The organism is Sporosarcina sp. BP05 (assembly GCF_014282005.1).
In the GTDB taxonomy this organism is placed as follows: Bacteria; Bacillota; Bacilli; order Bacillales_A; family Planococcaceae; genus Sporosarcina.
This window is the reverse complement of sequence record NZ_JACFTD010000016.1, coordinates 41,357-65,106: the sequence shown is the minus strand read 5'-3', so window position 1 is coordinate 65,106 and position 23,750 is coordinate 41,357. Positions and strand designations below refer to the sequence as shown.

Here is a 23,750-nt window from a genome sequence, read left to right as displayed (position 1 = left end):
GGCCCTCATTCCCCCCGGGAATCATCACCTATTAACACAGCTATTTTCAAACCTCTTTTTGAAATTTAACCTAATGTACTCAGTAACTTTTCAATAGCAGATATATCTGCTGGCGCCCATTCTAGTCCTTTTAGCTTTTTTCTCGAAACCCATTTTAGTTCAGCATGTTCTGTCGCTTCAGGGGTACCAGAAATGACTTTAGCCATAAAAGTCTCCAACCTCACGATAACTTTTTCATATTCATATATCGCGTCTTCAACTTGAGCAAACACTTCAATTGTACAGCCCAGCTCTTCTTGAATTTCACGTTTTAAAGCCTCTTCTTTTGTTTCTCCTTCTTCAATTTTGCCGCCTGGAAACTCCCAATAATTCGGTAAGGTCATTTCTGGTCCACGTAGTGCACAAAGTATTTTCCCGGCTTCATTTTCTATAATTGCGCCTACAACATGTACAGTTTTTTTGATTGTAATCACCTATTCTTAATTTTATTTTCATCACAGAAACATTTATCTGATTATATAAGCAAATCATACCATATAGTTTCCATTTACATATTAAATTCACCAGAGACCTCAATTCCCCATGATACCTCGCGTGTTATATAACCTCAACAATCATACCAATCCGTCCAATAAGCGTCACCATTTCCATCATCGTGAATTGCCAAATACTCATCCCACGTAATCACTTTTGTTAAACACTTTTCACTGCAATACTGTGTTCCATCCGACTCAAAATAAAATCCTTCTTGCATCGTTATTCCACATTCTGAACATAAGCGCTCCTCTTCCTCTGGGTCTTTCATGCGTAGGTCTTGAGTAGCAAGCATTATGTTTAACTCGAAACTTGTTGTGCAAACAAATTTAAAGTGCCATTCATCTATATCATAAATCGCACAAAGGCCTTCACCTTCTACCCAAACCCCTCTTTTAACAATAACTTCTCCATTATCATGAATCACTTGGACTAGCGTTTCTTCAATACTATACTTGATAGTTGATTTCAAAATAGATCCTCCCCTGAATTCAAATTCTTTATTTCTATACCTTTCCGATCCCCCTATCATCGTTTTTCTAAACCATTCTGTATTAGTGCCGATTATCCTGACTTTATCGAAACTGTCCATTACTTTAGGACTTGAACTATAGCTGGTTACTCGTACAGAAGAGGCGATTATTTTTGCTTGATCAGTTCTAATTACCACCATGATGAAATAAGCGTGTAAAAGCCATTGCCGGCGTTACAAAGGTCAAAACCTAATTGACTGGGCTGAGGTCCGATTCCGGAGTTAGGGCAGGTGATTAGATTGTCTGCAATTCGTCCAACATATCAACGTATACTCCCATCCTAAATGGACACAATACGGATAAATTGGAAAGGGGATTCGATATGTCACATGTTAAAGTTGAATTAGCGGATTTGAACCACGAACAATTAGCAGCGTTAAATGGCTTGGAGGATAAACTAGGGGTAACTTTGGTTGCTTATGAAAATGCTTTAAAGTCTACAAATACAGCTTCAGATCAGTAACGCTGTTAGACGTATTGAACGTCACAATAAAGAGACCCGGTTCTGAAAAACAACACAAAGTTGTTTCAGATCCAGGTCCCTTTTTAGTTATTGAACAACCGATTCAACAATTCCCTTCACTTTTCCAAGCGAGACTTTCGTTAATTGTGCTGATCAAACCAATTCTAGGTTCTGGATGATCTTTTTAAAGTTAAATAAAAATAAAAAGAGAAGATACCCGTGTTGAGTATCTTCTTCTAATGCTGAAAGCTTAATCGAATTTCAATCGAACATTGACTAAGAGCATCAACGTCGAAGCAAATACCACACTACATATCCATAAAAGTTTGGGCCACAATGATGTTATTTTGCTTCTTCTACATCTAATTGTTAGAGGAAATCACCATATGATCGCGGGGGAATTTTAGGGGATGAGCGGGGCCAACTGATTGATTTTTGAAGGGTTTGCCATGGTATGCACAAACTTGCCCTGTATAACCAGGCCTTGATTCGATTGAAAAGCTGTTTAGTTAAATTACTGTAACTAACTCTACAGCTTCTACAACTAATGGAGTTCCAGCAGATATACTGCCAGTGACACCATTAAAGGTCAATTCTGTAGCAGTAATTGTATACGAATTGCCCTCTTGTAGTACACCATTTATATAGAGATTATAGTACCCATTCGCTACTACCGGAAAAGCAGTTGCAGCATTGCCACTGTCATCCAGAAAAGTAGTTGCAAGAACAGTTGTACCATCGATGACAGCTAAAGGTGCTGCCAATACATTAAAAAACCTCGTCGAATTACCAGAGACGTTCACGTTGATATTAATAAGGAAAAGCGCCATTTAATTCACCTCCTTTCGTCTACATTATAGTAGTTGCGAAATTCTATGAAATGACAGGGCTGTCCAGCTATTAATTTCAAATCTTTTCAGATGAAAATCCCAACGATTCAATAATAATTGCAGTACCCGCACGAATTATCCCTGGAGTGGGATTAATAATTAAGGAATTCGCATTCACACTATACATTCCCCCCTCTTGCATTACTCCGTTGATATATAGATTAACGTACCCATTTGGATTAAAAATCATAAATTCAGTTGTTGGGCTTCCATCGTCGTTATAGAAAAGATTTGAAGGAATAGTCACCCCAGTCGTCACGGTAATATTAGATGCCGGAATATAAAAATATCTGTTTACAGTTGGTATGATGCTAACTTCAGAGCTATCTATTGGGGTAATTTCTATATGCGTCTGGCACACAATCTTTTTCCCATAGTCTTTGAAATCAATCATTCTAACTACTTTTTTACACTTTCTATGTCTCTCCATTATATTATTGCCTCCCTAGCATACTATATGATAATAGTTAGTTGACGATTGAGCGTTTAGCCCCGTTAGACCGACAATTATTATTGGCTACTTTTTTATGGCCCCTAAAATTCAAAAACCCCACTTCACAGTGAGGTTTCCAATCATTCTATTCCCTATTGACCGGCATCGAGCAACACCTAAAAGAGCCGCCAGATTTAATAATTTCGGAGAAGTCCACCTCGATAACCTCGAATCCGCGTGCACGTATCTGTGCATTGACTTGCTTATTCTGAGGTAGGCTGAACACTTTTTTGCCGCCGATTGATAAGACATTTGTTCCCATTGTGAATTGTTCTTCTTCGGAAACTTCAATAAGCTTGTATGTTGCCGCTAGCATCTCAACGATATCCGGCTCAAATGCTTGTGGGTAAATCAGTCCTACTTCGGGTGACAGGATGTTAAATACGCAGTCGAGATGCAGGTACTTTTCATCAAAAGAAACAGGAATAATCGTGTAATCTGGAAGATCGACATTTAATTTCTCAGCAGCTTCTATGGATGTACGGCTACTGATGCCGACATACAATGTGCCCCGATCGATGATGACGTCTCCGCCTTCCACTTTATTCGTTGTCGTTTGGAACGAGATGTCCTCATCGTCCAACCATTCTTCCAGCGCCTCTTCTTCCCCTTTACGAATATCACTTGCCATTTCTGCGACAAAAATGTCGTCACCGACCGTAAATCCAATATCACGTGTGAATACTTGTTCCGGGAATTTAGCGGATGAGGGCAATTTGATGACTTCGACCCCATGCTTTACGAGGAGTTCTTCAAACTCTTTATGTTGTTTCATCGCCAACTCAATATTAATATTTTCGTCTTCGTATTTTTTTTGCACATCATTGATTACTTCATCTATAGACATGAATTTAGGCTGACATAAAATTACACGACGTAGCGTATCATATTCCGTCTGGCATTTTGTCGCTGGTGTTTCTTCCTCAGGGGAATTCATGTTTCATCCTCCAACTATTTTTGACGTCTTCTACAAAATTCCCTTTCAGATTTTATTTATACATTACTTTACTGGATGTTGAAGTACATTTTTTTCTCCCTTGTCTATATAAATTGAAATTTTGAAGTTCGTATGCAAATTCAGCGTAGGCGCCTTACAGGGGTAGCCGAAGCCCTAAGACTGGCAGTGAAGCAAGCCTGGCTTAGGGCGAGAGGCATCCCCTAAGAGCCGAAGCTGTATTCAATGGAATCAGAGCGTATATTAACTAATTGAAATGGAGGAGGATTGTTGATTCAGATAGATAAGGTTTTATTAACAAAAGAGGATTTTGCGGAACGTACCGATTTGCCTGATTGGTTGTTGAAGGAATACCAAACGTTCCATGACACAGTGACGGATAAGACATTTCCTTGTTATTTCGGTATGGGAGGAGAGGTCAAGGGCGAATTGCGTTATGGGTATGTTACACAAAACGACTGGTCCAATTTGCCGGAAACGTTGAAGTCATTTTTGGCACTTTTCGACAATCCCGCACATAAGCGGCATGGATTATTCGTTTTTGTGGAGCCGTTTGACAACGAAGGTTCTTTGGAAGAATACAGGAAGCAGTTTTGGGAGATATTGCAGTACCTGCATGGGGTGGATGAGGTCGAATGGCCAGCGGAAAGTCCACGTGATCCAGCGCATCACTTGTGGGATTTCCGTTTTCATGGCGAGCCAATTTTTGTTTTTGGCAATACACCTGCTTATAAGCAACGAAAAACCCGTGATTTAGGCAATGCGATGGTACTTGGTTTTCAGCCGCGCCGAATATTCGAGGGATTGAAAGGGACGGAAAAAGGCGGTGTCATGTCGCGGGAAAAAGTTCGTGAACGCGTGGAAGTGTGGGACCAGTTGCCGAAGCATCCAGATATTAGCCACTTCGGGGATCCAGAACATAATGAATGGAAACAGTTTTTTATTGGGGATGACGTGGAGCCGATTCAAGGGCAATGTCCATTTTCACATAAAGAGAAGATGAGATAATGTGTGCCCAATAAAGACAAAAAACCTCACTGAAGTGTGAGGTTTTTCATTACTCGCAATTATTTCCCGACTATTGTCGATTTCCCGGGAAATAATTGAATTATTTCCCAGCCATACTATAGTATAAATTCATCTCTGCTTCAGGCACCATACTGCCGCCTGTTGCCCAGACAAGATGGGTAGTAGTTGCTAAATTAGCTTCCTTCACATTTTCACGGATAGCTTGTACTGGGCCAGTCATCCCCGCGAGTGCGGACGGCTCGAGTCGAATACTTTCTGTGTCTGCGAGCAGTTTCAATAACTTGAACATCGTTTCGTCCGCAATCGTGTAACAGCCGGATAGTAACGGTTCCATTGTCTTGCCCACGAAACCAGACGCTGTACCAACCGCGAGCCCGTCTGCAACGGTTTTATTGTCAAGACCGAAGTCATGAACTGAAATCATGTCGTGAAGACCAGTCATCATACCGAGCATCATGCACGGAGAATGCGTCGGCTCGGCGAAGAAACAGCGGACTGCATTACCGAAAGCAAGCTTCAATCCAAATGCTACACCGCCAGGGCCTCCACCGACACCGCAAGGCAGGTAAACGAACAGCGGGTTGTCTTTATCAACGATGGTGCCACGCGCTTTCAACTGCGCAGCAACACGTTCCCCTGCCACCGCATAGCCTAAAAATAAGTCGAGTGAGTTTTCATCATCAACAAAATGACAGGAAGGATCTGCATCTGCCTGGCGACGCCCTTCTTCAACAGCTTTGCTGTAGTCATCAGCGTATTCAACAACTGTGACGCCTTTTTCGCGTAGCATATCTTTTTTCCATTGTTTCGCATCTGCAGACATATGAACAGTAACGTTAAAACCGAGTTTGGCGCTCATGATGCCAATACTTAGGCCAAGGTTTCCTGTAGAGCCGACAGCGATTTTGTGCTTCGAGAACAAGTTGTGGAATTCCGGCTCTGCGAATTTAGTGTAGTTGTCAGCGGTTGTTATCAATCCGTGCTCAATCGCCAGGGTTTCGGCATGTTTTAGGATTTCGTAAATGCCACCGCGTGCTTTGATAGAACCTGAAATCGGCAGTGCGTTGTCTTCTTTCAGGAGAAGTTCACCTGGGATTGCTACTTTGTATTGATTGGCAAGCGCTTCTTTCATGTTCGGAGTGGCGGTAATCGGCGATTCAATAATGCCGTTCGACGCTTTTGTTTCCGGGAAGACGTGCTCGATGTATGGCGCGAAACGTTTCAGACGGTCTGATGCATCTTTGACGTTTTCTGCAGTCACACCTGTTTTTTGAAGACCAGTCGTTGTTGACTCTATTAAGGGATTGAGCCAGAGCACTTCTTCATGTGCTATCATCTGTCCAATGAGCGGAAGCTTCTTTTTCCAATTATTTATTTGTGTTTGTTCCATCATTTTTATCGCCTCATTTTTTGAATGTTGTATGAATAGTATAACATGTCATGAGTCCCTAGAATTAGATATAGCCCCACCAAAAGTATCGGCAAGGCTTCTTTTTTTCATTGTATTTGATTGATGATAGAAAGTACTTTTTCTTCGGACATTTTCATAACCCTGGTAATTATTTCAACTGAAAGCCCTTCAGTATGCATGCTAAGAACAGTTTCTTCTTTACCTTCAGCTTTACCTTCCTCTTTACCTTCCTCTTTACCTTCCTTCCTAGCTTGCTCTCTTCTCGTTGCTTGGTCCGATAGCCATTTATCGCGTGCTATTGCACGTTCGCGCATCACTTCATCTTGACTAATCCGATGCAATTCATCATAGGCCTTTTCGATTCCCATGTCAGTCATCGCTAATTCCTCCTTTGTTTTGTCATCCCCAGACAGAAATAACATCCACTTGGTTAATAGATCTTCATCAGTCAATTCTTCAGTTGGTTGTACTTTAGGCAGCTCCAAAACGTGAATTTCTAAGTGGTCTGTAAACTTGATAAGTTTTTCTTTTTCCATTAAATGAAACGTACTATGAAAATGGTCATTTTGCAAGAACTTGAAATTCACAATGGATATTTGAATTGTTTTGCTAACTTTTTCATAAGCCTCTCCAGACTTTAATTATCCAACATACATTCTTGCCCAATACAACAGCATACGATTTTCAAAACCGCTATGATACTCCAATTGCATCTCGATATCAATTTCCACGTTTTCAGTTGTTCGAACCCGGATGTCCAAAATCGAATATTTCTCGTCTACGTATTCTGCCCCAAGATATGAATCTAGGAAAATAATCTCTTCTACTTCTTCAATCAATATTGCGTTCAGCAACAAAATAAGAAGACTCTTATTCTTCTCCTTCCCGAATATCGCTTTAAACACAAGATCATTCCTAACGTCCAATAACCTCTTTGAATACTTCTCCGACTCTTCCCTTACAAGTGCGACCATGCGAACGCCTCCTGTTTAGTATTCCTTCCATTATAGAACGCATGTTCAAGTAGTACAAATTTTTAGACGATTTTCTTTTAACTATAAACGCATGCAGTAAATACATACGTTTAAAATAATAACAACCTATTCATTCAACACAAATCGCTCAATCAGCTCTCTCGTCAACTCAAATCGCGGAGTTGTGGCATCACCGCCATCTGCTTCAACATCCATGACAACTGAAATAATACGTCGCCCATTAAAGACGCCCGTACTAGCAAAGCAAGAACCTGCCTGATCTGTAAAGCCGGTTTTCAATCCGTCAATTCCAGGCAAGGCTAGGGGCATGCCTGCCAACATCAGGTTGGTACTCCACAACGTCGTTCCACTACCCGTTTTGAAGCTCGTCATTCTTGTAAAGTCGAGTACTTCCGGATGATTGGCAATCAGTTTTTGTGCAATGACTGCAACATCTCGGGCAGAGGCATGATTCGTTTGCTCGTACCCTTTGCCAATGTAATCGCCATCAAGTCCGCTTGCGTTGAAGAAAGTCGTTTCTTTCAGACCGAAACTTTCCGCCTGTTTATTCATCAATTTAACAAATGCTTCTTCTGTTCCGCTAACCATTTCAGCCAGTGCCATCGACGCGTCATTTGCGGAGTTGACCGTCATTGCGGTGAACAGTTCTTGCACCAAATAGGCGTTACCTGCTGTCATTCCTAGCTTGACGGCAGCTGATTGTCCTGCAATTTGTTGTATCGCTTCACTTGGCTTATAAGTATTTCCCCATGATAAATTGCCGCTTTTAACGGCATTTAGCACGAGATACTGCGTCATTAGCTTGGACATACTTGCAATTGGTAGCGATTCTGCACTATTTTCTTCATATATTACTTTACCTGTATCAGCATCTATAAGAATGATTGCTTTTGCAGTAACAGTTAACTCTACATTCTCAAAGGTATTTTCTATATTTTTCGTCACAACTGTAATGCTTAACACTATTACCAGCACTATAAAAATCAATTTCTTCATATTTTCCACACCTCTTCACTAATAAAAGCCCATTACCTTCATCATGAAGGCTAATAGTGAAGAATCGCCTAGTATAATCATGAAGAGTTTCTTAAGTTTTGGCATACCAGTTATCTATAGAAACCGATTGATTAACCAGACTACTAGTAATACTGCCCCGAACCCAAACCAAATGAGTGCGAGCACTCTTTCCCTCTTCTTCTTATCTTCCATATTTCTCGTTAGAAAACGCACGAAAAACTCTACCACAATTGCAAAGACAATAATTAGTATCCAACGCATGTTTAGTCCCCCATTTCTATATGTTAATCTTATCATTAACTTCAACCATCAATACGAGACGAATAAGTAATTCCTAATGCGCCCTACATTCCAACTATGCCCATCAAAAAATTCAGATTTATCATTATAATATACTAGCAATTATGTTAGAATCAATACTATATCATTGATAACAATCGCAACTTTCATTAGCTTTTATGAAGGAGGAATTACTATGAAACATGTTCTCCAACAAAAACAACAACTAACTACTTTAATGACTCTCGAACTTAGACAAGCTATAGAATTACTCCAGTTCTCTACTTTTGAACTCGAGCAATACATTAGACAGCAAGAGTTGGAAAATCCATTAATTGAGTTAAAAGAAAAAGAAGCTGACAATTCGTATGAAGATAAGACAAATTATCGATCTCATACTGCCGGGAACTCCCAAGAGATGTTAGAGGTTCAAATTAATAAAATTGATATGAGGGACGAATTGCTCGAACACGCAAAGTTTATGTATTCAGATGAACCTACTCAACTATTGTTAAAATACCTCATTAATAATCTTGATGATAATGGCTATTTACGTCTACATGACAATGTTTCGAATTACCACTCGCAGTTTAACGAAGATGATATTGAAAGAGGTATTCATCTTCTACAACATATAGGGCCCGCGGGAATCGGAGCTAGGAGCTTGAAGGAATGCCTGCTCTTACAAATTAACTTCATATACCCAGCGAACGAATTAGCGGAATCTTTAGTTAGGGAGCATCTAGAATTGATTGCCGATCGAAAGTGGAAAGTAATTGCTTCTCAAATGAAAATTACAATGGCTGAGGTGAAAGAACTTTACGATTTCATCCAAACGCTCAATCCGTGGCCGTGTTCTTTCATCTCTGATTCGTCAATTGAGTATTGGGTTCCAGATATCATTGTAGAATGGAAGGATAGGGAACTTATCTTCTATCTGAACGACGGAACTTTGCCAACCATTCAGTTGAATAGCCAATACTCGCAACTTCTTCACTCAAAAGATAAGACATCACCATACATTAATGAACAGTATAAAAGTTACCAATGGCTTTTAAGTAGCATTGAACAGCGCCGAAATACGATTATTAAAATCATGAAAGTCCTTTTAGAAAGACAAAAAAAGTTTTTTCTAAATGAGTGCTCTTCATTAAAGCCACTAACGCTCAAAGAGGTAGCAGAAGAGATTGATATGCACGAATCGACTGTAAGCCGGGCGACCACGAACAAAGTGATCCAGACACCTTTTGGTTCCTTTGATCTCCGGACGCTTTTCACTTCAAAGTTGGAGACAGTCGACGGAAACAGCATTTCTCAAGCAAACGTGAAAGCCCTTCTGCAAAGTTATATTGCTGATGAAAACAAATTCAAACCGCATTCGGATCAAAAAATAGCGGAGTATTTTAATTCTGAAAAAGGAATTACAATTTCCAGACGCACTATTAGCAAGTATAGAGAGGAATTGAGAATTCCTCCCTCAAGTAAGCGAAAAGAAATCTTGGTGTAGGTAATGAATGAATTATTTACAATAACCCATTTCCATCTTAAAAGGCTGTCCCATTTACATTGGGACAGCCTTTTTTTATTTAGTCTATTTTCGCTAACGTCTTTCTTTTAACTCCAATTCTCTGCTTTCCTTTTTTAATTTCAGGAACCTTTTCTTTACTAACAGTTTCAGAAACGGAATTTTGTTGTTCCAACATTACTGAGGCGTAATCCACTCTCACCCATTTCATGAAAGAAGCAATCATCAACAGAATAATGAATACTAAAGGTAAAGCAGTAATAATCGATAACGTTTGCAGGGCTTCCAATCCATCGCCATACATTAATATGATTGAAATACTTGTCAATACAATTCCCCAAAATACACGGTACCAACGTACTGGTTCTTCCCCCTCTTTCAAGTTAACGGACGCTACATCTGCCAATGTATAGGCTGCCGAATTGACTGTAGTGGCAAGAAAAATTGCCGCGATAAGCAAGTATAGAACTACAACAATTCCACCAAGTGGAAGGGCGTTTAATGATGCTATAATCGCTGCAGGTGCGCCTTCATTCTGTAGAATTTCAATTACAGGTACAAGGCCGCTAATCTCAAAGAACATACTTGTGTTTCCGAATATCGCAAAAGCGAGCCAACACCCTAACGTCCCACCGATTAATTGACCAAGAATGAGCATTTTGATGGTTCTTCCCTTTGAAATACGGGCGGCGAACATGCCTGTAAAAGGAGCGTAAGAGAACCACCACCCCCAATAAAACAGAGTCCAGGATTCACTAAATCCTGACTTGCCAACAGGATCTGTATATAAGCTCATTCTAAAGAAATTCGAGAAGAGCACTCCGACACTATCTGTAAAGCTAGCAATGATAAAAGCTGTTGGACCAAAAATGAAAATGAACACCGCGATGGCTACATATAAATAAAGATTCCAATCGCTTAGCAACTTCAAACCTTTTTTCAGACCAAAATATAAACAGATTGAAAAGAAAACCATAAGCGCAATTACAATGCTCAAATCCAATGTAAGCGTTTTCTCCACATCGAATATATGATGAATTCCCTCTGCCAACAGTGGCGTTCCAAGGGCCAGAGAAGTTCCGATTCCACCAATTAATCCAAACATAAAGCAAACGTCAATCACTTTTCCGAGTAGTCCATCCGCGCGGTCACCAATAATTCCCCGACATGCCGTACTTAGCCTAAATGACTTTTGTTTTTTTATGTAGACTGCATATGCGATTGGAATCGATGGAACACAATAAATTGCCCAAGCCGAAAATCCCCAATGGAACATGCCGTATGTTGATGCAAAACTTGCTGCCTCAACACTTTTAGAATCCATATTGTAAGGTGGACTTGTATAATAGAACGCCCATTCAATTATTCCCCAATACATAATTCCAGAACCGATACCTGCTGTAAAGATAAGAGCTAGCCAACTGAACGTAGAAAACTCAGGATTACCTTCGCCTAACTTTATTTTTCCGTACTTGCTAAAGGCCAACCAAAGCAAAAATCCAAAAATCCCAAGACAAGCCCACAAGTATAAGGGGCCGAAACGTCCAGTAATGAAATCCAATATTGTCTTCAAAAAAGCGGTCCCCTGTTTAGGGTTAATCAAGATTGGAACAACCAATAGCGCTACCAAAGATAATGCTATAGCCAATATTTGTTTATCAATCGTATTGGTTTTCATATATTTCCCCCTAATCAAATTCTATCTCCTAACAAATCCCCGAATAGTACAATAATTGTTAGTGGAAAATGGGTGGGAATTTTGTAAAAAGTCTATCGGTGTTAGCTGAATAACACCGATAGACCTTACTCATATGTTTGCAGTTATTGAGCTAGTCATAATATCAACTAGTCGATCTCCCACTTCAGATGTGGAAGCCGTACCTTTCATATCAGGTGTAAGTGTGCCGTCTTCTACTAAAAGTTGTTCGATAGCGTCGATAACTAGTTTACCATATTGCTCATAACCAAAGTAATCGAGCATTTGGCTTGCCGACCAAATCGAAGCTAGTGGATTTCCAATTCCTTGACCAGCAATATCAGGCGCTGAACCATGTACAGGTTCGAACATCGACGGAAACTCTCTTTCAGGGTTAATATTCGCTCCTGCAGCGAGCCCGATTCCTCCCGCAAGAGCTGCCCCTACATCCGTTAGGATATCGCCAAACAAATTGGAAGTAACAACAACTTCAAATCGTTTAGGGTCTGTAATCATAAGCATTGCCGCAGCATCAACAAGATAAGATGCTGTTTCTACATCTGGATAATCCGCACTCACTTCTTCAAATACTTGATCCCAGAAAACCATCGAATAGTTTAAGGCATTCGCTTTACTAATACTTGTTAAGCTACGTCCTTCTTTTCTAGCTGTTTCAAATGCATAACGAATAATTCTTTCCGTTCCTTTTCGGGAAAACACGCCATTTTGCAACACAACTTCATTGTCTTTCCCTTTGAATAGCCAATCTCCTGCACCCGAATATTCGCCTTCCGTATTCTCACGGATGAATAACATGTCAATGTCCTCACGTTTTACATCAGCTAACGGGCAATGAGCACCTTTTAATAGCTTGATCGGACGAATATTGACGTATTGGTCGAATTCCTTGCGGATGATTAGCAGCAAATCCCATAAGGAGATATGATCGGGAACTCCTGGAAAACCAACAGCCCCCAAATAGATTGCGTCAAACGCTTTCAGTTGCTCCATACCATCATCAACCATCATTTTTCCATGCTTCGTGTAATACTCGCAGCCCCATGGAAAATGCGTAAAATCAAATTGGAAGCTCCCGTCGAGAGTAGCAATCTTATTTAATACTTTGATCCCTTCATCGATTACTTCAGGACCAATACCGTCGCCAGCAATAACAGCAATTTTATAGTTTTTCATCATAATCTCCTTTATCCTTGATTCCAAACGACTAGTTTTAATTCCGTCATTTCTTCTACTGCATATTTAATGCCTTCACGGCCGGTACCACTGTCTTTCACACCACCATATGGCATTTGGTCAACCCTAAATGTTGGCACGTCATTAATAATAACGCCGCCGACGTGTAGGTTTTTCGATGCGTAAAAAGCATTTTTTACATTATTCGTGTAAATACCTGCTTGAAGCCCGAAACGGGAATCATTCACTAGTTCTACAGCTGCTTCTATTGACTTCACCTGATTCACGACAACAATCGGTCCAAATACTTCTTGGCATGAAACTTTCAATGACGCATCTGCATTCGTAATGATTGTCGGTTCCAGAACATTATCCCGCACCTTACCGCCTGTTACGATTTCTGCATCGCTTTGTTTTGTTTCTTCAATCCAGCTAACAGCACGCGCTAATTCTCCCTTAGTAATTAAAGAGGATACATATGTTTCTGGATCAAGCGGGTTACCCAATTTCAGCAGTTTCGTTGCTGCTGCAAATTTCGCAATGAATTCTTCATATTTGTCTTCATGGACAAATACGCGTTGCAACGAAATACAGACTTGGCCCTGATTGGAGAATGCCCCCATCGTACAACGGTCAATAATTCCATCAATTTCTACGTCTTTATCAATAATTAATGCTGAGTTTGAACCTAATTCTAACGTTGTCTTTTTCAACCCTGCCTTATTATTAATGCCAATTCCAACACTAGGGCTTCCTGTAAATGTAATCATACTTACTCGGTCATCTTCTACGATTGCCTCTCCAACGACACCGCCTGGGCCAGTCACTACATTCAACACGCCCGCTGGAAGGCCTGCTTCTGCAAAAAGTTCTGCAATATAAAGTGCAGTAAGTGGTGTTTGTGATGCTGGTTTTAATACAATCGTATTTCCGGCTGCAATTGCAGGCCCCACTTTGTGCGCTACAAGGTTTAATGGAAAGTTAAATGGCGTGATAGCACCAATGACACCAATCGGTTCCCTCAATGTATAACCGATTCTACCAACTCCACCTACCGCTGCATCAAAAGGAATCATTTCACCATGTATTCTTTTCGCTTCTTCCGCTGCAAATTTATACGTTTCAACCGTTCTTGCAACTTCTGCTTTTGCAAACATAAGTGGTTTTGCCGATTCAAGGGAGATGATTTCTGCCGCTTCATCTGCCCTTTCTTTTAATAATACTGCAACGTTCTCTAGTATTTCCGCACGCTTGTAGGCTGGCATGTTGCCGATTAGTGGACGAGCTTTATAAGCGGCATCGATTGCTTGAACAGTTAATTCTTTATCTGCCATCGCAATCTCAGCAATTTTTTCGCCTGAGTATGGGGAGTAGAGTGGTGCATAGTCCTTTGCTTCTACCATTTCCCCATTAATAAGTAAGTACTTTTTCATTTCATTCGTTTTAATCTCTAGATTATTCATCGAGTGCCTCCAGTACCATTTCATGAAATTGGACGATTGCTTTTTCAGATGAAGCATAATGCCCTTTGTTAAATGCTCGGGAGCGGAAGCCAATTTGTTCAAGTTCCACGAGATCAATGTCTTCTGCACGCACTTGTTCCGCAAATGTCATTAAATCCCTCTCATCTTGACTCAAGGCTTCAAGATTATCCTCACGGAAATAATAGGTGTACACTGCCATCGTGGTTTCGTGATCAATTGGAATCATCTCGATTGACGCCAAATTCCCCGGTCCCGGATAAATCGTCAACATTAGGTTCGGCCAAAGCCAGAAGAAAGAACCACCTTGCATTTCAGCTTGATTTAAGTCTACTTCTCCGTACTGTTTGCCCGTTTTGACAACCGTTCCTTGAACAGAATAGTTTTCGCAGGTAGTGATTTGATAGTCGTCCATATTAAGTGCATCTACGAAACTTGGATGTGCAATATGACAGTGATCACACTCTAAATAATTATCGATATATGCTTTCCAATTCGCTTTGACGATACGTGTTTTTCTATGCGTGCGTTTTAATTCGCTGATGAACGGGAACTTGCTTAATCTGTCAAAGAAGTCCCCATAAGAATCGATTAAAGGTGTAGCATTATCATCCAAATTGACGAAAATCAAAGATTCCAACACTTCCATTCGTACAGATCGTAGACAAGCATCCTGAACGCAAGCCGCGTCATCTCCTTGGAAGTTAGGCGCTTTATTTAACTTACCGTCTGTTTTAAACGTCCATCCATGATACATACATTGCAAAATTTTCTTTTTGCCATTTTCACTTTTTTCAAGCTTTGTTGCACGGTGTGGACACACATTGTAAAAAGCCCGGAGAACTTCATCTGTACCTCTAATTATAATGAGTGGCTCATTAGCTACATCAGCCGTAAAGAAAGCACCTGCTTTTTCTACTTGACTTACATGTCCAACAAGCTGCCATGATTTAGAGAAAACTAACTCCATTTCCTTTTCCAATACTTTTGGATCTGTATATTTGTCATATGTCATCGTTCTCTCGAATGTTCTGTTTGATTTGTTCTCTACTGTATTATAAGCCATTTTCCATTCTCCTCTATAATATAATTTTTGTTCCCCTTAAACCTTAATTTCTTTACCTCAGCTGGCTTCATCCTTTTGGCAATCGAAAGGCGTATCTGCCATCTTAATCGAACTTGTAGGACAGCTATCATGGGCATCCTCCAGATCTTCAAGCAAGTCCTCAGACACTTCTGTAACTCCTGTGTTTTCATCAAGAATTGAATAAGAAATGCCATCATCCCTATACTTAAATAGATCAGGTGCTAGTTCGCCGCAAACACCGCAGGCGATACATGTGCTTTGATCCACCATTGTAAAATTGGCCATATCCTCTCCCCCTTTTCCTTTTAACCTACAACAGTTGCTTCTTTTTTCATTGCGTCCTCTTTATCCCCCATTACACTCGTACTGTGAAGTGGTTGTAGCTTCGCTGTGGGATCTACAAACACTTTTGCATTACTTACAGCAATAGGTGCTTCCCCAAAACCGGTAGCAATCAGTTTCACTTTACCTACATACGTACAAATGTCACCGACCGCATAAATACCTTCTATATTTGTTTCCATTCTAGAATTCACAACGATGGAGTTTTTATTAATTTCAAGCTCCCAGTCTTTAATAGGACCAAGATGAGAAACAAACCCGTAATTCACGAGTACATCATCTACTTCAAGCTCTTTTAATTCACCAGATTTTGTTTCTTGAATAATTACCTTTTCGATTCTTTCTATTCCTACAAGTTCTGTCGGAGCAAATGGCGTAAGAACTTCAACATTTGATTGTTTTAGCAACTCGACGCTATGCTCGTGAGCACGGAATTTGTCTCTTCTATGTACAAGACTAACTTTTTCCGCAATAGGCTCTAGCATTAATGCCCAATCAACAGCTGAGTCACCGCCACCGAACAACACTACTTTCTTACCTTTGAATTCGCTTACATTTTTTACAAAGTAATGTAAGTTTTTATTTTGGAATTGTTCTTCTCCGGGTATATTCATTTTTTTCGGCTGAAATGCACCGTTTCCAGCGGTAATGATAATTGTTTTTGTATAATGAATACCTTCATTCGTCGTTAGTTTGAATACACCATCTTCTTCTTTTTCGACAACTTCTACTGACTCGCCTAAACAGATTGCTGGTTCAAATTGATTCATTTGTTCTATTAAATTATCGACGAGTTCTTGTGCCCCTATTTTCGGAAATCCAGCAATATCGTATATATTCTTTTCAGGATAAAGTGCAGATAATTGACCTCCTAATTGCGGCAAGCTTTCAATCACTTTTACCGTTGCCTGGCGCATGCCCGCATAAAAAGCGGTAAATAATCCTACGGGGCCACCACCAATAATTGTAATATCAAATACCTCAGACGATCTAGTCATATTCTTCCCTCCGTATCCGTTAGTAGGACTTCTTTATGAAAGAATTCCTGCAGATTTGAAACCTCTTTGAGATTATTCTTGAATTCTCAATCTCTATTTTTATTGTTACAAGAGATGACGTGTCAATCAGGATAGACCTATTAGATTCACGTTACTTTCTATATATGCAATTTGCGTGCCAAGTTTGAAAAAACCCCATATTCAGGTATTGGTATCGCAACTTAATAAAAGTACTGTTATAATTGAGTTGAAGATGACTCAATTAAATAATCAAATGGTTCAAATTTGACTCAATACTGCAAGAGGTGGAGGGATGATAGATTTTGGAAAACTTTATACTTAAAAGTGTTGATTTAACTTTGGAATCTATGTTAAAAATTTTAGATTATTCTTCTGACGAAATTTATGTTATGGACAGTGAAACGCGGATTGTCTATGTTAACAAAGTTTGCGAAAAACATTATGGTCTTAAAAAGGCCGATGTCATAGGCAAGCTAAACGATGAGCTGTTTAACAAAGGTTATTGGGGTCCCTCCATCGTTCCTGAAGTTTTTAAAAGCAAAGAACCTGTTTCACTTAGACAACAGACCTATATTGGAGCTGAATTGTTGACGAGGGCCATCCCTATTTTAAATGAGGCCGGGGAAATAGAGTATATCGTTACGACAGCAACCGAACTTAAAAGCTTTAATAGGCTGATTATGAAAAGGGAGCAGAAGGAAATTACTAGCGACAGTTCCGCGAATACAATCATTACAAACAGCGAAAAAGTCAAAAGTATATTAAAGTTTTGCAAAAAAATTGCCCCAACCGACTCTACAATTCTAATTCATGGCGAATCAGGAACGGGTAAAGGGGTAGTCGCCCACCACTTGCACAGCATAAGCAAAAGAAAAGATGGTCCTTTTTTGACTGTCAATTGTGCCGCAATTCCTGCTGATTTATTGGAATCGGAACTGTTCGGTTATACCAACGGAGCATTTACCGGAGCGATTAAAGGCGGTAAAACGGGTTTGCTTGAAGCAGCCCACAATGGGACCATTTTTTTGGATGAAATCGGGGAGTTGGCGTTACCTTTACAAGCCAAAGTACTACAAGTAATTCAAGATAAACAATTTATCCCAATTGGGAGTAATGATAGCAAGACAGTCGATATCCGCATTATTACCGCTACCAATCAAGACTTACTTAAAATGGTTGAAAATAAAACCTTCAGGGAAGATTTATATTATCGACTGAACGTTATTGATATCCACATGCCCCCTCTATCAGACCGTAAGGAGGACATTGTTCCACTTACTTATAACTTTTTAAATGGCTTCAATAATAAATATAATATGAATAAGCTAATCTCAGAAGAATGTCTAAATATGCTTTACTACTACTCATGGCCTGGAAATGTTCGGCAACTTGAAAACCTAATCGAACGATTGGTTATCACTAGCGATTCCCTTATTGAAGTGGATGATCTACCAGAGGTCATTAGGACAAGTATGGAGAATACCGCTGAGCTTATTCATCCACATTCATTAGACGATGCCTTAAACGAAGTCACAAAGACGTTGGTGAGAAAGTCTTACCAACAAAACAGTTCCTCAAGAGCAGTCGCAAAAGATCTCAACATCAGCCAATCAAAAGCCTCAAGATTGATTCGTGAGTTTTGTTAAAATCTAACACTACTCTCCTTTAACTAATAAATATCAACTAAAAAGGATATCTTTCACTAAACCATTCGGTCGGCCAGTTTAAAGACTTACCTTTGTCCTAGATGAGTCGTTTCAATCGCACACACAACCCCCGTCCTTGCGGAATATGCTACTATAACAACTCAGTAATGGTGGTGCTTATAATGGAATTCACAATGAGTCCACCTATCGATGATTGGTAATTTCGGTAGGGAAACATAATTTCAAGCACATTGTTCGCATACTGGATATTCCAAGGTTGTGGCAATGAACCACAGCGGTTCGCGGAGGGGTTCCTACTGTCGACGGGCAATCAGTTCGACAGGTTTATTGCCGGCATACTTGCCTCCAATTAGTGAACAAGAAAAATAGATTTAACGTTCGTTTGGATAAAACACTAAAACTCCGCCAACTAGGTTTGTTGGCGGAGTTTCTATGGAATCCTTATAATTTCGTCCGTACATCCCATAACTCAGGAAAGAACTGATGATCAAGCACAGACTTCAAATAGTTCACACCAGACGAACCGCCCGTCCCCATTTTAAAGCCGATAATCCGTTCAACGGTTTTCATATGACGGAAACGCCACTGCTGATGACTGTCTTCTATATCTACAAGCTTCTCCGCAAGCTGATATAAATTCCAGTGATCATCGACGTTGCGGTAGACTTCTAGCCACGCATCCGCCACCGACGCATCTCCTTTGTATGTAACAGAGAAATCGCGTTCCAGCAGTTCTGGGTTTATCGTGAAGCCGGCCCGCGAAAGCGCACGTATTGCCACGTCGTAAATCCCCGGTGCGCGGAATGCCGCCTCTAAATCACTCGCAAGCTCAGGATCTTTCTCGTAAATCTTCAAAATATGCGGTTGCTTATACCCAAGTGCGAACTCAATAAGCCTGTTTTGATAGGATTGGAAGCCTGAAGCCCGGCCCAAACTGTCCCGGAATTCCATGTATTCAGCAGGTGTCAATGTCGACAACACGTCCCATGCCTGGATAATCTGCGTCTGCGTCTTTGACACGCGCGCCAGCATTTTAAATGCTTCCGGCAGTTCATCTTTTTCGATTAAGTCGATGGCTGTATTGAGCTCATGCAAAATGAGCTTCATCCACAACTCACTCACTTGATGAATGATGATGAACAGCATCTCATCATGATGGCCGGACAAGCGCTGCTGGCTCGACAGCAATTTATCGAGATTTAAATACTCGCCGTATGTCATATTATCTTTAAAATCCGTGTGAATTCCTTTTTCAGTCATGGCTGGGATGCCCTCCTTCAATTGATCGCAATACGGCACGAACTGGACTGCCATCGCCGTCTTTTAACGGAAGCGGCAATGCAATTAGTTCATAATCGCCCGGTTCCACTTCGTTAAGGACGATGTTTTCTAAAATCAGGACGCCGTTTTCATTGAGGGAATGATGGGCACTGACTGTTTTGCTTGTTTCTGGGTCAACAGATGGCGCATCAATGCCGATGAGCCGAACCCCTCTTTCTTTCAAGAAAGGACCGATATCCGCGCGCAAATACGTAAAGGTTTCCGGAAATACATTTGGATCAGGACGGCTACCTGTTTTCAATAAAATTCGTTCTGCCCCGCCGAAATCGATGTCCTTTAAGTCAGAATGACCGACACTTTCTTTACCTGAAACATCGATTACACGCGCCCGCCCGATGTATAAATCAATCGGTAAATCGAGTACTTTTAGTCCGTTGTCATCGAAGTGAAATGGTGCGTCAATATGTGTTCCCATATGCGTACTTGTTGTTAACTTCCCTATATTGACTGAGCCCGTTTCGGCTTTGGAGTATGCAACTTCATATGAAAATGGTGTGTCGCCTGGCCATTCTGCGATATTATTTTGCAGCGGTTGTGAAATATCAATCCATTTCCCCGTCATGCGACGACACCTCGTTTATTCTCGAATTTCCCATAACGTTTTTCATCCATGATAAGTTTTAGCTTCTGCACAGTATGCCAGACGTCTTCGAAAGAATTGTATAACGCAACTGGAGCAAGTCGGACACCGTTTGGCGCACGGAAGTCCGGGATGACGCCGTCTTCTTTCAACGCTCTGCAAATACGTGCCGCCTCAACGTGCTCAAGCAAGATGTGGCCCCCACGTGATTCGTCGGCTGGGTTGCCAATTGTGAAGCCGTGAGCAGATAGCTCCTGTTGAATTAACGCCAGCATATAGTCCGTCAGCTGAAGTGACTTTTCGCGAATTTTTTTAATGCCCACTTCTTCAAACAACTCAAGTGCACCGATGACCGGGGCTAAACTGAGTACATGAGGTGTTCCGATTTGATAGGCAGCGACGTCGAGTGCAGGATCCATCGTATGATCCATATCGAATTGTGCTTCTTTTTTTGAACCGAACCATCCCGCCAAACCAGGTGCTGTACCGAAATGTTTGTCATGGACAAACAGTCCTGCGACGGATCCTGGCCCCCCATTTAAATGCTTATACGTACACCAAAAAGCGAAGTCCGCGCCCCAATCATGCAATGCGTGTTCAACGGCGCCGATTGAATGACATAAATCGAAACCGATTGGAATGCCTTTGTCATTTGCAGCTTTCGAAAGTTTCTCCATATCAAGGATTTGCCCACTTCTATATAAAACGGCTGGTAGAACAATGAGCGCGATGTCTTCTGTCATTGCTTCGATGATATCGTCTTCAGTAATAAATCGACCATCCCTGCTTTTCACCTGGACAAGTTGTTCGTCAGGATTAAAACCTTTCAGTGCTAGCTGGCTTTTTAGTGCATAAACGTCTGAAGGGAAATTAAGTTCATCGGCAAGAATCTTTGTTTTAGCCCCTGATGGTTTGTAGAATGTTGCGGCAAGCTGATGTAGGTTCGTCGTTGTCGAGCCCGTTGCAATGACCTCGCGTCTTGTTCCCCCGACAAGCGGCCCCATTTTTTCTCCGACCGACTCCGATAGGTAAAACCAAGGATTTTCCCCTTCTGTCCAGCCATCGATGCCTAGTGTTTTCCATGAATTAAGTAATTCGTGCAGCGTGCGCTCCGCTCTTTTGGACAATAAGCCGAGTGAATTACCATCCATATAAATTGTGTTTTCAAGTAGATAAAACTCGTCTTTGTATTTCGCGAGTCCATCTTTTCCGTCGAGTTTTCTTGCGTAATCGATGCCAAACATGTTCGGTTCCCCCTTATTTGAACTTTCCGTCTTTGGTGAAATTGTAACATATTCGAGTTGCGCCCGTAACGCGTTTTATTGCTGGAGTGGGGGTGGGAATTATGATTGGTTTGGAGAGGAATATAATCTGTACTACTGTTTTACGCTCGGTCGACATATTCCCCCCCCATCCCAAACAACAAAAAACCGACATCGCTGTCGGCTCATACAATCAATTCACTTTAACCAGCCCTTCTCCTTAAACCGAGATATCGCTTCAATTCGGTTCCCAACACCGAGCTTATCCAAAATCGTGGAGATGTAATTCCGCACTGTACCAGGCGTCAAATACAACTCACCAGCAATTTCTTTTGTCGTCTTCCCTTCAGCAATCAGTCCAAGCACTTGGCTTTCACGCTCCGTCAGCGGATTTACCGTCTCATCCCCATCCCCGTAGGCAATGTCAACGAGTTCTGGCGCGTAAATTCGTCTGCCGTCCATTATCGTTCGGATTGAACTGACAAGCTCTTCAATCGGACTGTCTTTCAATAAATAGCCGCGTACGCCCGCTTTCCTTGCACGTTCGAAGTAACCTGTTCTGGCAAATGTCGTCAGGATAATGATTTTGCAATGCTCATCATGCAACGCTTCTGCTGCGTCAAGCCCCGTCATTACTGGCATTTCGATGTCCATGATGCAGACATCCGGCTGATGTTCTTTCACCAGCGCGACTGCTTCTTCCCCATTTTTCGCTTTTCCGACGACTTCCATGTCATCTTCCATATTCAATAATGATCCAAGTGCTCCGAGCATCATCCCTTGGTCTTCCGCTATGACAATACGTATCACATCAATCACTCTCCATAATATGTTGTATGACTGCTGGAACACGAATCGATAATTTCGTTCCTTCGCCACCCTCGACTCGAAGACTTCCATTAACAAACTCAAGCCGCTCGCGCATGCCAGTCAAACCATTCCCGGGCGACGTTTCCCCGCCCCTTGTAATGCCGATTCCATCGTCTACCACATTGATGACAAATTCATTCGGCAATTGTTCAAACGACACGCAGCAAGTCTTTCCATAACTATGCTTCACAACATTTGTCACAGCCTCTTTCAAGCACATACTCAATACGCTTTCAACGATGGCCGGTATATTGGTGAACGACGGATTCCCCTCTATGGTGTATTCCATTTCAGCTGCCTTCAACATCTGCTTAATGCGTATCACTTCATCTTCCAGCTTCGTTGCCCGCATGCCCGCAACTAACTCTCGGACTTCCTTCAGCGCTGTGCTAGCGGTCTGCCTGATATCCCGCAATTCTCTTTCAGCTGCTCTAGGATCACGAGACACCAGCTTGCCAGCTAAATCACTCTTTAAGCCAATCAATGATAACTTCTGGCCGAGTGTATCGTGTAAATCACGAGAAATCCGTTCCCGTTCCTCCACTATTATTAACTCCGAAATCCGTTCGTTGGCATGTTCTAATTGACCTACCAAGTTTTCACGCTTATTCCGGTTGTATAAATTGAATGGCAATAATACTACACCAATAACCGAGATGAGGATGAAATGAACTTGCGGGAGGAATAAATCGAGTTCGATGAAAAAGCCTGCGACAATCGCAATGATTGTAATGGCAATATGCAGCCCGTATATAATGAAGAATCCGACTTGATTGCGAATATTACCTATAAAAAATGCAGTGAATATGGATAAATACACATAACCAAATAACAGCGTCATAGCGACACTTATCACAATTTCAAAACTAATCCACATATAAACAAGGCCGCTTTTCGATGTGAATGAAAATCGATAGGACAAAAAGAATAAGAATAACAATGAAATCCCAATGGAAATTTCGATGGGCGACGATGATCTGAATATGAAAAAGAATGGAAGAAAACAAAATACTGCCCATGCATAAATACTAAGCCAAGGGTTTTTCGGAAAAATACTATACCAACTTTGCATATACTTGTTTCACCG

At 41.1% G+C, this 23,750-nt stretch carries 23 protein-coding genes and 1 pseudogene; 4 read left to right on the top strand and 20 right to left on the bottom strand.

The window, feature by feature from the left end:
* Nucleotides 1-65: 65 nt before the first annotated feature.
* Nucleotides 66-464, bottom strand: coding sequence for a (deoxy)nucleoside triphosphate pyrophosphohydrolase (locus tag H2672_RS15330; RefSeq protein ID WP_186672824.1), 399 nt, complete (start codon nt 462-464; stop codon nt 66-68).
* 143 nt (nt 465-607) lie between these two features.
* Nucleotides 608-1,006 carry a hypothetical protein gene (locus H2672_RS15325; RefSeq protein ID WP_186672805.1) on the bottom strand — a complete coding sequence of 133 codons (399 nt, stop codon included), beginning with the start codon at nt 1,004-1,006 and terminating at the stop codon, nt 608-610.
* Between the two features lie 383 nt (nt 1,007-1,389).
* On the opposite strand from H2672_RS15325, the gene H2672_RS15320 reads away from it, so the two are divergent.
* Nucleotides 1,390-1,530 (top strand): hypothetical protein, encoded by a 141-nt coding sequence (locus H2672_RS15320; RefSeq protein ID WP_186672804.1) that lies wholly within the window; start codon nt 1,390-1,392, stop codon nt 1,528-1,530.
* A gap of 509 nt (nt 1,531-2,039) precedes the next feature.
* Here H2672_RS15320 and H2672_RS15315 read toward each other — a convergent pair.
* The 3 genes from H2672_RS15315 to H2672_RS15305 all read right to left on the bottom strand — a co-directional run bounded on the left by H2672_RS15315 (nt 2,040) and on the right by H2672_RS15305 (nt 3,850).
* Entirely contained in the window at nt 2,040-2,360 is a 321-nt protein-coding gene (locus tag H2672_RS15315) for a DUF4183 domain-containing protein (protein ID WP_186672803.1), read from the bottom strand.
* A 76-nt stretch (nt 2,361-2,436) separates the two neighbouring features.
* Entirely contained in the window at nt 2,437-2,850 is a 414-nt protein-coding gene (locus H2672_RS15310) for a DUF4183 domain-containing protein (RefSeq protein ID WP_186672802.1), read from the bottom strand.
* 148 nt (nt 2,851-2,998) lie between these two features.
* Entirely contained in the window at nt 2,999-3,850 is an 852-nt protein-coding gene (locus H2672_RS15305; RefSeq protein WP_186672800.1) for a dimethylarginine dimethylaminohydrolase family protein, read from the bottom strand.
* A gap of 288 nt (nt 3,851-4,138) precedes the next feature.
* Between H2672_RS15305 and H2672_RS15300 the strand changes: the two genes are divergently transcribed.
* A complete protein-coding gene (locus tag H2672_RS15300) occupies nt 4,139-4,876 on the top strand; it encodes a YqcI/YcgG family protein (RefSeq protein ID WP_186672798.1) in 738 nt (245 codons plus the stop codon).
* A 100-nt stretch (nt 4,877-4,976) separates the two neighbouring features.
* Here the strand turns inward: H2672_RS15300 and H2672_RS15295 are convergent, their stop codons facing one another.
* From H2672_RS15295 to H2672_RS15275, 4 genes and pseudogenes are all read right to left on the bottom strand, one after another.
* Nucleotides 4,977-6,287 carry a D-serine ammonia-lyase gene (locus H2672_RS15295; RefSeq protein WP_370569673.1) on the bottom strand — a complete coding sequence of 437 codons (1,311 nt, stop codon included), beginning with the start codon at nt 6,285-6,287 and terminating at the stop codon, nt 4,977-4,979.
* 107 nt (nt 6,288-6,394) lie between these two features.
* Nucleotides 6,395-7,282 (bottom strand): annotated as a pseudogene (locus tag H2672_RS19725) (Rpn family recombination-promoting nuclease/putative transposase).
* Nucleotides 7,283-7,408: 126 nt separating this feature from the next.
* Nucleotides 7,409-8,299 (bottom strand): D-alanyl-D-alanine carboxypeptidase family protein, encoded by an 891-nt coding sequence (locus H2672_RS15280; protein WP_186672792.1) that lies wholly within the window; start codon nt 8,297-8,299, stop codon nt 7,409-7,411.
* 114 nt (nt 8,300-8,413) lie between these two features.
* Nucleotides 8,414-8,581: a hypothetical protein gene (locus H2672_RS15275; protein ID WP_186672790.1), complete on the bottom strand. Its 168-nt coding sequence runs from the start codon at nt 8,579-8,581 to the stop codon at nt 8,414-8,416.
* A gap of 214 nt (nt 8,582-8,795) precedes the next feature.
* Here H2672_RS15275 and rpoN point away from each other — a divergent pair, with 214 nt between their 5' ends.
* A complete protein-coding gene (gene rpoN, locus H2672_RS15270) occupies nt 8,796-10,106 on the top strand; it encodes an RNA polymerase factor sigma-54 (RefSeq protein ID WP_186672788.1) in 1,311 nt (436 codons plus the stop codon).
* Between the two features lie 79 nt (nt 10,107-10,185).
* On the opposite strand, the gene H2672_RS15265 is transcribed toward rpoN, so the two are convergent.
* The 6 genes from H2672_RS15265 to H2672_RS15240 form a co-directional block, all read right to left on the bottom strand.
* Nucleotides 10,186-11,802 (bottom strand): BCCT family transporter, encoded by a 1,617-nt coding sequence (locus H2672_RS15265; RefSeq protein WP_186672786.1) that lies wholly within the window; start codon nt 11,800-11,802, stop codon nt 10,186-10,188.
* A gap of 129 nt (nt 11,803-11,931) precedes the next feature.
* Nucleotides 11,932-13,014 (bottom strand): tartrate dehydrogenase, encoded by a 1,083-nt coding sequence (locus H2672_RS15260; RefSeq protein ID WP_304626095.1) that lies wholly within the window; start codon nt 13,012-13,014, stop codon nt 11,932-11,934.
* Nucleotides 13,015-13,025: 11 nt separating this feature from the next.
* Entirely contained in the window at nt 13,026-14,477 is a 1,452-nt protein-coding gene (locus tag H2672_RS15255) for an aldehyde dehydrogenase family protein (RefSeq protein ID WP_186672784.1), read from the bottom strand.
* Nucleotides 14,470-15,561 (bottom strand): aromatic ring-hydroxylating oxygenase subunit alpha, encoded by a 1,092-nt coding sequence (locus H2672_RS15250; RefSeq protein WP_186672783.1) that lies wholly within the window; start codon nt 15,559-15,561, stop codon nt 14,470-14,472. The genes H2672_RS15255 and H2672_RS15250 overlap by 8 nt, the downstream gene beginning before the upstream one ends.
* Nucleotides 15,562-15,618: 57 nt before the next feature.
* On the bottom strand, nt 15,619-15,867 hold the full coding sequence (locus tag H2672_RS15245; RefSeq protein ID WP_186672782.1) for a ferredoxin: 249 nt from the start codon (nt 15,865-15,867) through the stop codon (nt 15,619-15,621).
* Nucleotides 15,868-15,887: 20 nt separating this feature from the next.
* Nucleotides 15,888-16,922: an NAD(P)/FAD-dependent oxidoreductase gene (locus tag H2672_RS15240; RefSeq protein WP_186672781.1), complete on the bottom strand. Its 1,035-nt coding sequence runs from the start codon at nt 16,920-16,922 to the stop codon at nt 15,888-15,890.
* Nucleotides 16,923-17,290: 368 nt separating this feature from the next.
* Here H2672_RS15240 and H2672_RS15235 point away from each other — a divergent pair, with 368 nt between their 5' ends.
* A complete protein-coding gene (locus tag H2672_RS15235; protein WP_186672822.1) occupies nt 17,291-18,589 on the top strand; it encodes a sigma-54 interaction domain-containing protein in 1,299 nt (432 codons plus the stop codon).
* 462 nt (nt 18,590-19,051) lie between these two features.
* Here the strand turns inward: H2672_RS15235 and kynA are convergent, their stop codons facing one another.
* From kynA to H2672_RS15210, 5 genes are all read right to left on the bottom strand, one after another.
* Nucleotides 19,052-19,870 carry a tryptophan 2,3-dioxygenase gene (kynA, locus tag H2672_RS15230; RefSeq protein WP_186672820.1) on the bottom strand — a complete coding sequence of 273 codons (819 nt, stop codon included), beginning with the start codon at nt 19,868-19,870 and terminating at the stop codon, nt 19,052-19,054.
* Nucleotides 19,863-20,513 carry an arylformamidase gene (kynB, locus tag H2672_RS15225; RefSeq protein ID WP_186672779.1) on the bottom strand — a complete coding sequence of 217 codons (651 nt, stop codon included), beginning with the start codon at nt 20,511-20,513 and terminating at the stop codon, nt 19,863-19,865. Before kynB ends, kynA begins: the two co-directional genes overlap by 8 nt.
* Complete coding sequence (gene kynU / locus H2672_RS15220) at nt 20,510-21,775, bottom strand: kynureninase (RefSeq protein ID WP_186672777.1); 1,266 nt, start codon at nt 21,773-21,775, stop codon at nt 20,510-20,512. Before kynU ends, kynB begins: the two co-directional genes overlap by 4 nt.
* A gap of 216 nt (nt 21,776-21,991) precedes the next feature.
* On the bottom strand, nt 21,992-22,603 hold the full coding sequence (locus H2672_RS15215; RefSeq protein WP_186672775.1) for a response regulator: 612 nt from the start codon (nt 22,601-22,603) through the stop codon (nt 21,992-21,994).
* Between the two features lies 1 nt (nt 22,604).
* The gene (locus tag H2672_RS15210) at nt 22,605-23,735 is read right to left on the bottom strand and encodes a sensor histidine kinase (RefSeq protein ID WP_186672773.1); all 1,131 of its coding nucleotides are present in this window, start codon (nt 23,733-23,735) and stop codon (nt 22,605-22,607) included.
* Nucleotides 23,736-23,750: the final 15 nt, after the last annotated feature.

Bases quoted from the DNA above. Each gene is read 5' to 3' on its own strand.
- H2672_RS15320 (WP_186672804.1), top strand. From the start codon at position 1,390: ATGTCACATGTTAAAGTTGAATTAGCGGATTTGAACCACGAACAATTA.
- H2672_RS15210 (WP_186672773.1), bottom strand. From the start codon at position 23,735: ATGCAAAGTTGGTATAGTATTTTTCCGAAAAACCCTTGGCTTAGTATT.
- H2672_RS15280 (WP_186672792.1), bottom strand. From the start codon at position 8,299: ATGAAGAAATTGATTTTTATAGTGCTGGTAATAGTGTTAAGCATTACA.
- H2672_RS15315 (WP_186672803.1), bottom strand. From the start codon at position 2,360: ATGGCGCTTTTCCTTATTAATATCAACGTGAACGTCTCTGGTAATTCG.
- H2672_RS15305 (WP_186672800.1), bottom strand. From the start codon at position 3,850: ATGAATTCCCCTGAGGAAGAAACACCAGCGACAAAATGCCAGACGGAA.
- rpoN (WP_186672788.1), top strand. From the start codon at position 8,796: ATGAAACATGTTCTCCAACAAAAACAACAACTAACTACTTTAATGACT.
- H2672_RS15310 (WP_186672802.1), bottom strand. From the start codon at position 2,850: ATGGAGAGACATAGAAAGTGTAAAAAAGTAGTTAGAATGATTGATTTC.
- kynA (WP_186672820.1), bottom strand. From the start codon at position 19,870: ATGACTGAAAAAGGAATTCACACGGATTTTAAAGATAATATGACATAC.
- H2672_RS15250 (WP_186672783.1), bottom strand. From the start codon at position 15,561: ATGGCTTATAATACAGTAGAGAACAAATCAAACAGAACATTCGAGAGA.
- H2672_RS15255 (WP_186672784.1), bottom strand. From the start codon at position 14,477: ATGAATAATCTAGAGATTAAAACGAATGAAATGAAAAAGTACTTACTT.
- kynB (WP_186672779.1), bottom strand. From the start codon at position 20,513: ATGACGGGGAAATGGATTGATATTTCACAACCGCTGCAAAATAATATC.
- kynU (WP_186672777.1), bottom strand. From the start codon at position 21,775: ATGTTTGGCATCGATTACGCAAGAAAACTCGACGGAAAAGATGGACTC.
- H2672_RS15295 (WP_370569673.1), bottom strand. From the start codon at position 6,287: ATGGAACAAACACAAATAAATAATTGGAAAAAGAAGCTTCCGCTCATT.
- H2672_RS15265 (WP_186672786.1), bottom strand. From the start codon at position 11,802: ATGAAAACCAATACGATTGATAAACAAATATTGGCTATAGCATTATCT.
- H2672_RS15235 (WP_186672822.1), top strand. From the start codon at position 17,291: ATGTTAAAAATTTTAGATTATTCTTCTGACGAAATTTATGTTATGGAC.
- H2672_RS15275 (WP_186672790.1), bottom strand. From the start codon at position 8,581: ATGCGTTGGATACTAATTATTGTCTTTGCAATTGTGGTAGAGTTTTTC.
- H2672_RS15260 (WP_304626095.1), bottom strand. From the start codon at position 13,014: ATGAAAAACTATAAAATTGCTGTTATTGCTGGCGACGGTATTGGTCCT.
- H2672_RS15245 (WP_186672782.1), bottom strand. From the start codon at position 15,867: ATGGCCAATTTTACAATGGTGGATCAAAGCACATGTATCGCCTGCGGT.
- H2672_RS15240 (WP_186672781.1), bottom strand. From the start codon at position 16,922: ATGACTAGATCGTCTGAGGTATTTGATATTACAATTATTGGTGGTGGC.